General features: G+C 71.2%; 12 protein-coding genes. 11 read left to right on the top strand and 1 reads right to left on the bottom strand.

The genetic code is table 11. From position 1 onward, the window contains the following. The first annotated feature begins 150 nt into the window (after positions 1-150). From ftsZ to OG580_RS09020, 6 genes are all read left to right on the top strand, one after another. Positions 151-1365, top strand: coding sequence for a cell division protein FtsZ (gene ftsZ / locus OG580_RS09045; protein WP_267043119.1), 1215 nt, complete (start codon positions 151-153; stop codon positions 1363-1365). Further along, positions 1362-2102, top strand: coding sequence for a peptidoglycan editing factor PgeF (gene pgeF, locus OG580_RS09040; RefSeq protein ID WP_267043118.1), 741 nt, complete (start codon positions 1362-1364; stop codon positions 2100-2102). The genes ftsZ and pgeF overlap by 4 nt, the downstream gene beginning before the upstream one ends. Further along, the gene (locus OG580_RS09035; protein ID WP_267043117.1) at positions 2099-2818 is read left to right on the top strand and encodes a YggS family pyridoxal phosphate-dependent enzyme; all 720 of its coding nucleotides are present in this window, start codon (positions 2099-2101) and stop codon (positions 2816-2818) included. Before pgeF ends, OG580_RS09035 begins: the two co-directional genes overlap by 4 nt. A 139-nt stretch (positions 2819-2957) precedes the next feature. Then, entirely contained in the window at positions 2958-3578 is a 621-nt protein-coding gene (locus OG580_RS09030) for a cell division protein SepF (RefSeq protein ID WP_030211547.1), read from the top strand. A gap of 81 nt (positions 3579-3659) precedes the next feature. Next, complete coding sequence (locus OG580_RS09025) at positions 3660-3950, top strand: YggT family protein (RefSeq protein ID WP_267043116.1); 291 nt, start codon at positions 3660-3662, stop codon at positions 3948-3950. Positions 3951-4005: 55 nt separating this feature from the next. Then, complete coding sequence (locus OG580_RS09020) at positions 4006-5118, top strand: DivIVA domain-containing protein (RefSeq protein WP_267043115.1); 1113 nt, start codon at positions 4006-4008, stop codon at positions 5116-5118. A 534-nt stretch (positions 5119-5652) separates the two neighbouring features. On the opposite strand, the gene ileS is transcribed toward OG580_RS09020, so the two are convergent. After that, positions 5653-8796 (bottom strand): isoleucine--tRNA ligase, encoded by a 3144-nt coding sequence (gene ileS, locus OG580_RS09015; protein ID WP_267043114.1) that lies wholly within the window; start codon positions 8794-8796, stop codon positions 5653-5655. 553 nt (positions 8797-9349) lie between these two features. Between ileS and OG580_RS09010 the strand changes: the two genes are divergently transcribed. From OG580_RS09010 to OG580_RS08990, 5 genes are all read left to right on the top strand, one after another. After that, on the top strand, positions 9350-10063 hold the full coding sequence (locus OG580_RS09010; RefSeq protein ID WP_267043113.1) for a TraR/DksA family transcriptional regulator: 714 nt from the start codon (positions 9350-9352) through the stop codon (positions 10061-10063). Between the two features lie 67 nt (positions 10064-10130). Next, positions 10131-10715, top strand: coding sequence for a signal peptidase II (gene lspA / locus OG580_RS09005; RefSeq protein WP_267043112.1), 585 nt, complete (start codon positions 10131-10133; stop codon positions 10713-10715). A gap of 93 nt (positions 10716-10808) precedes the next feature. Next, on the top strand, positions 10809-11750 hold the full coding sequence (locus OG580_RS09000; protein WP_267043111.1) for an RluA family pseudouridine synthase: 942 nt from the start codon (positions 10809-10811) through the stop codon (positions 11748-11750). Further along, entirely contained in the window at positions 11747-12232 is a 486-nt protein-coding gene (locus OG580_RS08995) for a GNAT family N-acetyltransferase (protein ID WP_267043110.1), read from the top strand. Before OG580_RS09000 ends, OG580_RS08995 begins: the two co-directional genes overlap by 4 nt. 173 nt (positions 12233-12405) lie before the next feature. Further along, positions 12406-13992, top strand: a complete 1587-nt coding sequence (locus OG580_RS08990; protein WP_267043109.1) for a Na+/H+ antiporter — start codon at positions 12406-12408, stop codon at positions 13990-13992. Positions 13993-14022 lie beyond the last annotated feature (30 nt).

The following is a 14022-nucleotide window of genomic DNA, read 5'->3' as shown; positions in this document are numbered from 1 at the left end:
GAGTCCAGCGAACAGAGACGCTGGTAACCCTAAACTTCAACGTTAGGGTTTGGGTCGGCGTTCCGGACCGCCCCAATCGGCATCCGTCGTCGCAGCGCGACCAACCACCGCGTATCGGCGACACGTAACTCGAGGCGAGAGGCCTTCGACGTGGCAGCACCGCAGAACTACCTCGCAGTCATCAAGGTCATCGGTGTCGGCGGCGGTGGTGTCAATGCCATCAACCGAATGATCGAGGTCGGCCTCAAGGGCGTCGAGTTCATCGCGATCAACACCGACGCGCAAGCGCTGTTGATGAGCGACGCCGACGTCAAGCTCGACGTCGGTCGTGAACTCACCCGCGGCCTGGGGGCCGGGGCGAACCCGGCCGTCGGTCGTAAGGCGGCTGAGGACCACCGTGAGGAGATCGAGGAGGTCCTCAAGGGGGCCGACATGGTCTTCGTCACCGCCGGCGAAGGCGGCGGCACCGGCACCGGCGGCGCACCCGTCGTGGCCAACATCGCGCGTTCGCTCGGCGCCCTGACGATCGGTGTGGTCACGCGACCGTTCACCTTCGAGGGCCGGCGTCGCGCGAACCAGGCGGAGGACGGCATCGCCGAGCTCCGCGAAGAGGTCGACACCCTCATCGTCATCCCGAACGACCGACTGCTCTCGATCTCGGACCGTCAGGTCTCCGTGCTCGACGCGTTCAAGTCGGCCGACCAGGTGCTGCTGAGCGGCGTCCAGGGCATCACCGACCTCATCACCACCCCGGGTCTGATCAACCTCGACTTCGCCGACGTCAAGTCGGTCATGTCCGAGGCCGGGTCCGCCCTCATGGGCATCGGCTCCGCCCGTGGCGACGACCGCGCGGTGGCCGCCGCGGAGATGGCGATCTCCTCGCCGCTCCTGGAGGCCTCCATCGACGGCGCCCGTGGCGTGCTGCTCTCCATCTCCGGCGGCAGCGACCTCGGTCTCTTCGAGATCAACGAGGCCGCGCAGCTGGTCAGCGAGGCCGCCCACCCCGAGGCCAACATCATCTTCGGCGCCGTCATCGACGACGCCCTGGGCGACGAGGTCCGGGTCACCGTCATCGCGGCGGGCTTCGACGGCGGTCAGCCGCCGGCCCGCCGGGACAACATCATCGGCTCGGTCTCGGCCAAGCGCGAGGAGCCGGCTCCGGCCCCCCGCAGCGTCGAGCCCTCCCGCTCCATGGGCGGCCTCGGTACCGTGGCCCCCCGCGAGGAGCCGGTGTCCGTCCCGGTCGAGCAGGTCCCGGTCGTCAACGAGACCCCGTTGGCGCCCGCCCCTCCGGTCGTCCCGCCGGCCCGTCCGTACGCGGACTCCCAGGCCGAAGAGCTGGACGTCCCGGACTTCCTGAAGTGATAGGGCAGTACTTCGACGCGAACGGCGCGCACTTCGCCTTCACCGACAGGTGGGGCGGGGTGAGCGCCGTTCCGTACGAGGAGCTCAACCTCGGCGGCGCGGTGGGGGACGACCCCGATGCCGTACGCACCAACCGGGCACTGGCCGCCGGCGCCCTCGGGCTCGACCCGGCGCGGGTGGTCTGGATGAACCAGGTGCACGGCGCGGACGTCGCCGAGGTCGAGGGGCCGTGGAGCACCGGGCCCGTCCCGGCGGTCGACGGTCTGGTGACCTCGGCCCGCGGGCTCGCCCTCGCCGTCCTCACCGCCGACTGCGTCCCGGTCCTCCTCGCGGACCCCGTCGCCGGAGTGGTCTCCGCCGCCCACGCCGGACGGCCGGGACTGGTCGCCGGTGTCGTCCCCGCAGCGGTCGAGGCCATGATCGGCCTCGGCGCGGACCCCGCCCGTATCGTCGCCCGCACCGGCCCCGCCGTCTGCGGGCGGTGTTACGAGGTGCCGGAGGCGATGCGCGCGGAGGTCGCGGAGACCGAGCCCGCCGCCTGGGCCGAGACGAGCTGGGGCACCCCCGCCGTCGACGTCACCGCCGGGGTCCTCGCCCAGCTCGAACGGCTCGGCGTCACGGACCGGCAGGCCGGCACGGTCTGCACCCGGGAGTCCGGTGACCACTACTCGTACCGCCGCGACCGCACCACCGGGCGACTCGCGGGATATGTCTGGTTGAACCGGGAAGAGGCATGACGGACCGCAAGCAGCAACTCGCCGAGAACCTGGCCCTGGTGGAGGAGCGCATCGCCGCCGCCTGCACCGCCGCCGGGCGCGCGCGGGAGGAGGTGACCCTCATCGTGGTCACCAAGACCTACCCCGCGACCGATGCGCGCCTGCTGTACGAACTCGGCGTGCGGCACGTCGCCGAGAACCGGGACCAGGACGCCGCCCCCAAGGCCGCCGCGTGCGCCGACCTTGATCTGACCTGGCACTTCGTCGGCCAGTTGCAGACCAACAAAGTCCGATCCGTGGCGGGTTATGCCGATGTGGTGCAGTCTGTCGACCGCTTGAAGCTCGTTTCCTCCCTCTCCGCGGCCGCGGAGAAGGAGGGGCGGGAGCTCGGGTGCCTGCTCCAGGTCGCGCTCGACGCCGAATCCGGGGAGCGCGGTGCCCGTGGCGGCGTCTCGCCGGAGGGGATCGAGGAGTTGGCGGCCGCGGTGGACGCCGCCCCCGGGCTGCGGCTCGACGGACTGATGACCGTCGCCCCGCTCTCCGGTCCGTACGCGGGCAGACAACGCGCCGCCTTCGACCGGTTGATGGATTTGTCGACTGCCCTGCGCGCGACCCGTCCGGCTGCGAACATGGTGTCGGCAGGGATGAGCGCGGACCTCGAGGAGGCCGTCGCGGCCGGGGCGACACACGTACGCGTCGGTACGGCGGTACTCGGCGTCCGCCCGAAGCTCGGGTAACGTCGCGAAGCAAGTCGGACCACAGCAGAAAATATGGTCATTCCGCAGAATGGCGGGGTGGCCCGTGGATCGCGGGCACTTGGTGACGCTGCGACATTGGCCAGTATGGCGATCCACCACAGAGCGGAGGACTCAGAGAATGGCCGGCGCGATGCGCAAGATGGCGGTCTACCTCGGCCTCGTGGAGGACGATGGGTACGACGGCCGGGGCTTCGACCCCGACGACGACTTCGAACCCGAGCTGGAGCCGGAGCCCGAGCGCGACCGGCGCCACACCCCTCCGCGGCAGGTCGAGCGCGAGGAACCGGTGCGCGTGGTGCAGCCTCCAGCGCCTCGGGAACCGATCGCCCATTCTGTCCCGGTACTCGCCGAAAGTGGACGTCCGGCCCGAATTGCCCCCGTGGCATCCATCACACCCGAACGTCCGAGCATGGAGAAGAACGCACCGGTGATCATGCCCAAGGTCGTGTCCGAGCGGGAGCCCTACCGCATCACCACGCTGCACCCCCGGACGTACAACGAGGCCCGTACCATCGGGGAACACTTCCGTGAGGGCACCCCGGTGATCATGAATCTCACGGAGATGGACGACACGGATGCGAAGCGACTTGTCGACTTTGCCGCCGGACTCGTCTTCGGGCTCCATGGCAGCATTGAGCGCGTGACGCAGAAGGTGTTCCTGTTGTCGCCTGCTAACGTCGATGTCACGGCGGAGGACAAGGCCCGGATCGCAGAGGGCGGATTCTTCAACCAGAGCTGAGAACAACAGAACCGGACGGACCGGTCGCGACGCGGCCGGAACAAGTGAGAGCACGTAAGCCAGGGGAGAGGGAAACGCGGGATGGGCGTCGCACTACAGGTGGTCTACATCGTGCTGATGTGCTTCCTCGTCCTCCTGATCGTCCGGCTGGTCATGGACTACGTCTTCCAGTTCGCACGTTCATGGCAACCCGGTAAGGCGATGGTGGTCGTTCTGGAGGCCACTTACACTGTCACCGATCCACCGCTCAAGCTTCTGCGGCGACTCATCCCGCCGCTGCGTCTCGGGGGCGTGGCACTCGACCTGTCCTTCTTCGTTCTGATGATCATCGTCTACATCCTGATCTCCTTCGTGAGCAGGTTCGCGAGTTGAGTGTGGACGATACGGTCTTGCCGACTGCCGACGACTACGTAGAGGTGAAGAAGAGATGCCGCTGACCCCCGAGGACGTGCGGAACAAGCAGTTCACGACCGTCCGCCTTCGAGAAGGCTATGACGAGGACGAGGTCGATGCCTTCCTCGACGAGGTCGAGGCCGAGCTGACCCGCCTGCTCCGGGAGAACGAGGACCTGCGCGCCAAGCTGGCCGCAGCGACCCGTGCCGCCGCGCAGAACCAGCAGCAGCAGGGGATGCGCAAGCCCCCGGAGCCGCAGGATCGTCCCGTCGGTCCCGGCGCGCCCGTGCCCGCGGCCATATCCGGACCGCCGGTCCAGCAGCAGCCGCCGCAGATGGGCCCGCCGCAGCTGCCTTCCGGTGCCCCCGCGCTTCCCGCCGGCCCCATGCAGGGCGGCCCGATGCAGGGTGGCCCCATGCAGGGCGGGCCGATGCAGGGTGGCCCCATGCAGGGTGGCCCGATGGGTCCCGGCCCGATGCAGGGCGGCCCCATGGGTCACCCGCAGCAGCAGATGCAGCAGCAGATGCAGCAGCAGCCTCCGCAGGCCCCGGGCGGCGACAGCGCCGCGCGTGTCCTCTCGCTGGCCCAGCAGACCGCCGACCAGGCGATCGCCGAGGCCCGCTCCGAGGCCAACAAGATCGTCGGCGAGGCGCGCTCCCGCGCCGAGGGCCTGGAGCGGGACGCCCGCGCCAAGGCGGACGCTCTTGAGCGGGACGCGCAGGAGAAGCACCGCGTCGCGATGGGCTCCCTGGAGTCCGCCCGCGCCACGCTGGAGCGCAAGGTCGAGGACCTGCGCGGCTTCGAGCGCGAGTACCGTACGCGCCTGAAGTCGTACCTGGAGTCCCAGCTGCGTCAGCTGGAGACCCAGGCGGACGACTCGCTGGCTCCGCCGCGGACCCCGGCGACGGCCTCCCTGCCGCCGGCGCCCTCGATGGCCTCGGCCGGCGCGGGTGCCCCGTCCTACGGTGGCAACGGCTCGATGGGTGGTGCGCCGTCCATGGGTGGTGCCCCGTCCTACGGCGGTCAGCAGCAGATGTCCCCGGCCATGACCCAGCCGATGGCTCCGGTCCGGCCGCAGGCTCCGCAGCCGATGCAGCAGGCGCCGGCGCCGATGCGTGGCTTCCTGATCGACGAGGACGACAACTGACGGCGCGCGGTCGCGCGATGAGCGCGTAGCCGTCGGCAGGCTGCAAGGGCCGGGCCCCGGATGACTCCGGGGCCCGGCCCTTTGCCGTGCGCGGGGGCGCCTGCGGGGGCGGTGCGGGCCGGTGGCGCCGCCTGCGGGCCGCACCGGGCCGGTGGGGGCCGTGCCGGGCCGATGGGGGTGGCCGGGGGCGCCTGCGGCGGGCTTCCCCCCACCCCGCCCCTTCCCGAAACCGGGGCTCCGCCCCTGGCCCCGGCCCCCGGCCCCCGGCCCCCGGCCCCCGGGCCCCGGGCCCCGGACCCCGGCCCCTGGGCCCCTGGCCCCGCCCCCGTGCCCCAGCGCCGGAGGCACGGCCCCCGGGCCCCCGGCGCCAGAGGCACGTCCCGGCCCCCGGCCCCCAGCGCACGGCCGCTTCGCGCCGTGGCGCCCGGCAGCCTCCCGGCCCCCCCCAGCCCCGGCAGGGTTTCGGGAAGGGGTGGGGTGGGGGTACGCGAAAGGCCCGACACCCCCAGGGGGTGTCGGGCCTTTCGTGGAGGGTTACGCCTTGCGGAGGCGGAACGTCAGGGACAGGGAGTCGTCGGTGAAGGGGCTGCCGTACGTGGCGTCCGCTTCGCCTTCGGCGTGGTCCGTGGCGAGGACCTCGTCCGCGATGAGTCCGGCGTGGGCCGTCAGGGCCTCCGTCGTCTCCGGGGAGGCGGACGTCCAGCGCAGGGCGATCCGGTCCGCGACGTCCAGGCCGCTGTTCTTGCGCGCCTCCTGGATCAGGCGGATCGCGTCGCGGGCGAGGCCGGCGCGGCGCAGCTCCGGGGTGATCTCCAGGTCCAGTGCGACCGTGGCGCCGGAGTCGGAGGCCACCGACCAGCCCTCCCGCGGGGTCTCCGTGATGATGACCTCCTCGGGGGTGACCGTGATCTCCTCGCCGTTCACCGAGAGCGTCGCCTCACCGGAGCGGAGGGCCAGCGAGAGCGCCGCCGCGTCGGCCGCGGCCACCGCCTTCGCCACGTCCTGGACGCCCTTGCCGAAGCGCTTGCCCAGGGCGCGGAAGTTGGCCTTCGCCGTCGTGTCGACGAGCGAGCCGCCCACCTCCGAGAGAGAGGCGAGGGAGGAGACGTTCAGCTCCTCCGTGATCTGGGCCTGGAGGGCGGGGGAGAGGGCGGCGAAGCCCGTCGCCGCCACCAGCGCCCGCGAGAGCGGCTGGCGCGTCTTCACGCCCGACTCCGCCCGCGTCGCCCGGCCCAGCTCCACCAGACGGCGGACCAGCAGCATCTGCTCGCTGAGGGTCGGGTCGATCAGGGCGGCGTCCGCCTCCGGCCACGTGGTGAGGTGGACGGACTCCGAGGCGTCCGGGGACACCGGGACCACCAGGTCCTGCCAGACCCGCTCCGTGATGAACGGGGTCAGCGGGGCCATCAGCCGCGTGACCGTCTCGATCACGTCGTGCAGGGTCCGGAGCGCGGACGCGTCGCCCTGCCAGAAGCGGCGGCGCGAGCGGCGCACGTACCAGTTGGAGAGGTCGTCGACGAAGGACGAGATGAGCTTGCCCGTGCGCTGGGTGTCGTACGACTCCATCGCCTCGGTGACCTCGGCGACGAGCGTGTTCAGCTCGGACAGGAGCCACTTGTCGAGGACCGTGCGGTCGGCCGGGGCCGGGTCCGCCGCGCTCGGCGCCCAACCGGACGTACGGGCGTACAGCGCCTGGAAGGCGACCGTGTTCCAGTAGGTCAGGAGGGTCTTGCGGACGACCTCCTGGATGGTGCCGTGGCCGACCCGGCGCGCCGCCCAGGGCGAACCGCCGGCCGCCATGAACCAGCGGACCGCGTCGGCGCCGTGCTGGTCCATGAGCGGGATCGGCTGGAGGATGTTGCCCAGGTGCTTGGACATCTTCCGGCCGTCCTCGGCGAGGATGTGGCCCAGGCAGACCACGTTCTCGTACGACGACTTGTCGAAGACCAGCGTGCCGACCGCCATGAGCGTGTAGAACCAGCCACGCGTCTGGTCGATCGCCTCGGAGATGAACTGCGCCGGGTAGCGGGACTCGAACAGTTCCTTGTTCTCGTACGGGTAGCCGTACTGCGCGAACGGCATCGAGCCCGAGTCGTACCAGGCGTCGATGACCTCCGGCACGCGCGTCGCCGTCTTCCCGCAGCCCTCGCTCGGGCAGGAGAACGTGACCGCGTCGATGTACGGGCGGTGCGGGTCCAGCTCCGACTGGTCGGTGCCGGTCAGCTCGGTGAGCTCGGCGCGGGAGCCGACGCAGGTGAGGTGGTCGTCCTCGCAGCGCCAGATCGGCAGCGGGGTGCCCCAGTAGCGGTTGCGGGAGAGCGCCCAGTCGACGTTGTTGGTCAGCCAGTCGCCGAAGCGGCCGTGCTTGACCGAGTCGGGGAACCAGTTCGTCTTCTCGTTCTCCGCGAGCATGCGGTCCTTGACCGCGGTCGTGCGGATGTACCAGGACGGCTGCGCGTAGTACAGCAGCGCCGTGTGGCAGCGCCAGCAGTGCGGGTAGCTGTGCTCGTACGCGATGTGCCGGAAGAGCAGCCCGCGGGCGTCCAGGTCCGCGGTGAGCGCCTCGTCGGCCTTCTTGAAGAAGACGCCGCCGACCAGCGGCACGTCCTCCTCGAAGGTGCCGTCGGGGCGGACCGGGTTCACGACCGGCAGGCCGTACGCCTTGCAGACCTTGAGGTCGTCCTCACCGAAGGCGGGGGACTGGTGGACCAGACCCGTACCGTCCTCGGTCGTCACGTACTCGGCGTTGACGACGTAGTGGGCCGGGGCGTCGAAGGGGATCAGCTCGAAGGGGCGCTGGTAGGTCCAGCGCTCCATCTCGGCGCCCGTGAAGGACTCGCCGGTGGTCACCCAGCCCTCGCCCAGCGCCTTGTCGAGCAGCGGCTCGGCGACGACGACCCGCTCGTCACCGTCGGTCGCGACGACGTAGGTGACCTCGGGGTGGGCGGCGACCGCCGTGTTGGACACCAGGGTCCACGGCGTCGTCGTCCAGACGAGGAGCGCCGCCTTCCCGGCCAGCGGGCCGGAGGTCAGCGGGAAGCGGACGTAGACGGACGGGTCGACGACCGTCTCGTAGCCCTGCGCCAGCTCGTGGTCGGAGAGACCGGTGCCGCAGCGCGGGCACCAGGGGGCGACCCGGTGGTCCTGGACGAGCAGGTCCTTCTCGAAGATCTGCTTCAGCGACCACCAGACCGACTCGATGTACGAGGGGTCCATGGTCCGGTACGCGTCGTCCAGGTCGACCCAGTAGCCCATGCGGGTCGTCAGCTCGGCGAAGGCGTCGGTGTGCCGGGTCACGGAGTCGCGGCACTTGGCGTTGAACTCGGCGATGCCGTACGCCTCGATGTCCTTCTTGCCGGAGAAGCCGAGCTCCTTCTCGACGGCGAGCTCGACGGGGAGGCCGTGGCAGTCCCAGCCGGCCTTGCGGGCCACGTGGTAGCCGCGCATGGTCCGGAAGCGGGGGAAGACGTCCTTGAAGACGCGCGCCTCGATGTGGTGGGCGCCGGGCATGCCGTTGGCGGTCGGCGGGCCCTCGTAGAACACCCACTCGGGGCGTCCTTCGGACTGCTCCAGGGTCTTCGCGAAGACCTTGTTGTCGCGCCAGAAGTCGAGCACGTCGTGCTCCAGCGCGGGCAGGTCGACCTGGGCGGGCACCTGGCGGTACTGCGGCGGTGTCATCGGGATTCCTCCGGCGGACTGTCGTGTTCCGTCGGAGGGACGAGAGCACTGCTCCCGCGGTACCACCCTCCTTGGCCCCGGGCGTGAACGCCCTGAGCCCCCTCATTGGGGTCGCGACGCCGGGTCTAGTCACCGCGCTGTCGCACGGCTTTCTTCCGACGGCTCCGGGGTGATGCTTCACATCGGGCTCGCCCCCGGGCTCTCACCGTCCCCGGGTCGCTCATGGCTGCGTACGACGCTACTCGTCCCCATCCAAGCCTTTCGCTCCGCCCAGTGTACGGGGCGGAGCGGGGGGAGGCGGACCCGATTTTCCGCGCCCCGGGCGGCCACCCGAATGGCCATACGAAGCGGCGCGGAGTTCCGTTTCGGCCATGTGGGGGAGGGCCGGGACGGATAACCCGGTGGGGAGCTGGGCACAACGGAGGCAGGCCCGCCCCGCGGGGAGCGGGGGCGGGTGGGAACGGCGGCGAGCCCCGTTGCCGCGGGCCTTGGGCCGATTTATCGTCCCAGCACGATTCGCGAGCAAGATCACAAAATGTGAAGGGGCCGCGACATGGTGGCGAAGAAGACCGCCGCGAAGAAGTCCTCGACCGCCGTTTCCGCCGATGTGGCGGTCGTGGACGGCAAGGACGTGGCCGGGAAGAAGTCGACGGTCGTGAAGGAGGCCGTCGCCGAGAAGGCCGAGAAGCCCGTCGCGAAGAAGGCCGCCGCGAAGAAGACCGTCGCGAAGAAGGCCGCGGCGAAGAAGACGGTCGCCAGGAAGGCGGCCTCCGCGAAGAAGCAGACAGGAGCCAGGACGGTGGCAGCGAAGAAGACCGCGGGTGGCGTGACGACCGCTGAGGACGGGGTCGCGGTACCCCCGGCCCGTACCGGCGAGCTCGCGGTGCGCCCCGGGGAGGACCCCTGGACCCCGGAGGAGGTCGAGGAGGCCCGCAGCTCGCTCCAGGCGGAGGTGCTGCGGCTCCGCAGCGAGCTCGTCCATTCGAAGGAGGAGCTCACCGGCCTCATGCGGGACTCGGGCGACGGAGCCGGCGACGACCAGGCCGACACCGGCACCAAGAACATCACCCGCGAGCACGAGCTCGCCCTCGCCGCCAACGCCCGGGAGATGCTGGAGCAGAGCGAGCACGCCCTGGAGCGGCTCGACGCGGGCACGTACGGCCTCTGCGAGGTGTGCGGCAAGCCGATCGGCAAGGCGCGGATGCAGGCCTTTCCGCGGGCCACGCTCTGCGTCGAGGACAAGCAGCGACAGGAGCGGCGCGGCTGACGGTCTCGTACGCCTGTGCCGTACCCTCGGGGCACGGTCAGGCATCGAGGTCGAGGGACTCACTCACGTGGCAGAGGCGGAGCGCATCATCGGTACGCCGGATTCAGCAGGGGCCGACGAGTCGGCCGCCGCCGACGGCACGGCCGCTCCCGAGGAGCGGCCCAGGGGCAGGCGCAGGATCCTCGCGCTGTTCGTGGTGGCCTTGGTGGCCTACCTGCTCGACCTCGGCAGCAAGATGCTGGTGGTCGCCAAGCTGGAGGGGCGCGACGCCATCCCGCTGATCGGCGACCTGCTGCGCCTCGACGCCATCCGGAACCGGGGCGCCGCGTTCGGCATGGGCGAGGCCTTCACGATCATCTTCACCGGCATCGCGGCCGTCGTGATCATCGTGATCATCCGGCTGGCGCGGAAGCTGTACAGCCTGCCCTGGGCGATCGCCCTGGGTCTGCTGCTCGGTGGCGCGCTCGGCAACCTCACGGACCGGATCTTCCGCTCGCCCGGTGTCTTCAAGGGCGCGGTCGTCGATTTCATCGCCCCCGCGAACTTCGCCGTCTTCAACCTCGCCGACTCCGCGATCGTCTGCGGCGGCATCCTCATCGTGTTCCTGTCGTTCCGGGGCATCGACCCCGACGGCACCGTCCACAAGGACTGAGCGAGGCCGGGTAAGGGCCGGGCAGGGGCCGGGCGGAAGCCGGGCAGGGCCGGTCCGGGGCGGAGCACCTCCCGCGCAAGGCATACTCGACGGGTGAGTACGAGTCCCGAGATCCGCACGCTGCCCGTTCCCGATGGCCTTGAGGGCGAGCGCGTCGACGCCGCCATCGCCCGTATGTTCGGGTTCTCCCGTACGAAGGCGGCCGAGCTGGCCGCCGCAGGGAAGGTCCAGGTCGACGGCTCCGTCGTCGGCAAGTCCGAGCGGGTGAGCGGCGGCGCGTGGCTCGAGGTCGAGATGCCGGGCGCGCCCGCGCCGGTGCAGATCGTCGCCGAGCCCGTCGAGGGCATGGAGATCATCCATGACGACGACGACATCGTCGTGATCATGAAGCCGGTCGGCGTCGCCGCGCACCCCAGCCCCGGCTGGACCGGCACCACGGTCATCGGCGGCCTGGCCGCCGCCGGCTACCGCATCTCCACCTCCGGCGCCGCCGAGCGCCAGGGCATCGTGCACCGCCTCGACGTCGGCACCTCCGGTCTGATGGTGGTCGCGAAGTCCGAGTACGCGTACACCTCGCTCAAGCGCCAGTTCAAGGAGCGCGTGGTCGACAAGCGCTACAACGCGCTCGTCCAGGGCCACCCCGACCCGATGAGCGGCACCATCGACGCGCCGATCGGTCGGCACCCGAACCACGACTACAAGTGGGCGATCACCGCCGAGGGCAAGCCATCCGTCACGCACTACGACCTCATCGAGGCGTACCGGTCGGCCTCGCTGCTCGACATCAAGCTGGAGACGGGCCGCACCCACCAGATCCGGGTGCACATGTCCGCCCACCGTCACCCCTGCGTCGGTGACCTCACCTACGGCGCCGACCCGACGCTCGCCAAGCGCCTCGGCCTGACGCGGCAGTGGCTGCACGCCGTCCGCCTCGGCTTCGAGCACCCGGGCGACGGCTCGTGGGTCGAGTTCTCCAGCACCTACCCCGAGGACCTCCAGAAGGCCCTGGACCGGATCGCGGCGGAGAGCCAGTGACCGCCGCGTACTCCGTCCGCGAGGCGTCCGGCGCCGACGACCGGGAGGCGTGCTTCGCGGTCCGCCGCGAGGTGTTCGTCGAGGAGCAGGGCGTCCCGCGGGAGCTCGAGTACGACACGTACGACGCGACCGCGGTCCACGTCCTCGCCGTGCGCGAGGACGGGCTGCCGCTCGGCACCGGACGGCTCCTGTACGGGGCGGACGCGCTCGGCAAGACCGGTGGCGACGCCTCGGTGGGCTCGCTCGGCCGGCTCGCGGTCGGCAAGGCCGCCCGCGGACTCGGGGTCGGCGCGGCTCTCGTGCGGGCCATCGAGGACGCGGCGCGCCTGCGCGGACTCACCGCCGTCGACCTGCACGCGCAGACGCACGCGCTGGGCTTCTACGAGCGGCTCGGCTACGAGGTCTACGGGCCCGAGTTCCCCGACGCGGGTATTCCGCACCGGGCCATGCGAAGGGTCCTCCAGGGCCTGTCCGGGACGTAGCGCCGTCCGCCCGGAGCGACTCGGGCGGGACTTTCCGGACATGACGTAGGGCCTGTCCGGCGGATCATGGCCGGGGTCGCGACGCGCTGCGCCGATGACGGCCGGTCACGCCATGCCCTTCGGTCACCGGGGGGCATCACGGTCAAACCGGACGTTCATGGCAGGGTGGGCCCGTGGATCAATTGGCCCTGCTCTTCCTGCTGCTCCTCGGCGCCCTGCTCACCGTTCCCCTCGGGGATCGGCTCGGACTGCCCGCGCCCGTCCTGATGACGCTCGTCGGGATCGTGCTGGCCGTCCTGCCCTTCGTGCCGAACGTCGAGATCCCGCCGGAGCTGATCCTCCCACTGGTGCTGCCGCCCCTGCTGTACGCCTCCGTGCAGCGGACGTCCTGGCGGCAGTTCTGGGCCAACAAGCGGCCCATCTTCCTGCTCGCCGTCGCCCTCGTCTTCGTGACCACGGCCGCCGTCGGAGCCGTCGCCGACGCGCTCGTGCCCGGGCTGCCGCTGGCCGCCGCCCTCGCGCTCGGCGCGCTCGTCGCGCCGCCCGACCCGGTCGCCGCCACCGCCGTCGCCGGGTCGCTCGGCCTGCCCCGCCGGCTGGTCTCCATCCTGGAGGGCGAGGGACTCTTCAACGACGTCACCGCCATCGTGCTCTACCACGTGGCCATCAGCGCCGTCGTCAGCGGCTCCTTCTCCTGGCCGGAGGCGATCGGCGAGCTCGTGCTCTCGGCGGTGGTCGCGGTGGCCGTCGGCATGGGGCTCGGCTGGCTCGCCAACAAGCTGATCGGCTTCCTCGGGGACGTCACGCTCCAGACCGGACTGACCCTCCTCGTACCGTTCGTGAGCTACGTCCTCGCCGAGGAACTGCACGGCTCCGGCGTCCTCTCCGTCCTGCTCACCGCGCTCTTCCTCGCCGAGCACGCCGTCGACGCCGACGACGTCATGGGCCGGCTGGCCGGGCAGACCTTCTGGCAGATCGTCGACACCCTCGTCACCGGCATCGCCTTCGGCCTCATCGGCCTGGAACTCATCCACGTCTTCGGCGTCGCCGAAGGCCGCGGCCCGGAGATGCTCGGCTGGGGCGCCGTCGTCGTCGCGGTGGTCGTCGGGGTCCGGCTGCTGTGGCTGCTGCCCGCCACCTGGCTGGCGAAACGGATGCACACGGGCCTGGACGTCGACGAGGAGATCCCGACGAGCTGGCGGGAGACCATCGTCATGTGGTGGGCGGGGATGCGCGGGGTGGCCTCGGTGGCCCTCGCCCTCGCCATCCCTCTCCGCACGGACGACGGCTCGCCCTTCCCCGGCCGCGACGAGATCGTCTTCATCGCCTTCTGCGTGATCATCGCCACCCTCGTCGTCCAGGGCCTCACCCTGCCGTGGCTGGTCAAGCGGCTCGGGGTGCGGGCCGACACGGACGCCGAGCGGGCGCTGGAGCGCGACCTCGCGATCCGCGCGGCGAAGGCCGCCAGGCGCAGGCTCAAGGAGATCGAGGAGGTCGAGGAGCTGCCCGAGGACGTACAGGAGCGGCTGCTGCGGGGCGCGTTCGACATCGGCGCCCGGATCAGCCCGGACATGGTCGACGAGGAGCGGAGGGCCGCCTTCGCCGCGCGGACGGACCGGCTCAAGGCGGTGCAGCGGATCCAGCGGGAGCTGATGTCGGCCGCCCGCCACGAGGTCCTCTCGGCGCGCAGCGAGCCGGGGGCCGATCCGGAGGTGGTGGACCGGGTGCTGCGGCAGCTGGACGTGCGCAGTATGCGCTGACGGTGAGCCGGTCCGGGTCGCCCCGGGCTT

Source organism: Streptomyces sp. NBC_00094 (assembly GCF_026343125.1).
GTDB lineage: Bacteria > Actinomycetota > Actinomycetes > Streptomycetales > Streptomycetaceae > Streptomyces.
This window is presented reverse-complemented; position numbering and strand designations above follow the sequence as displayed.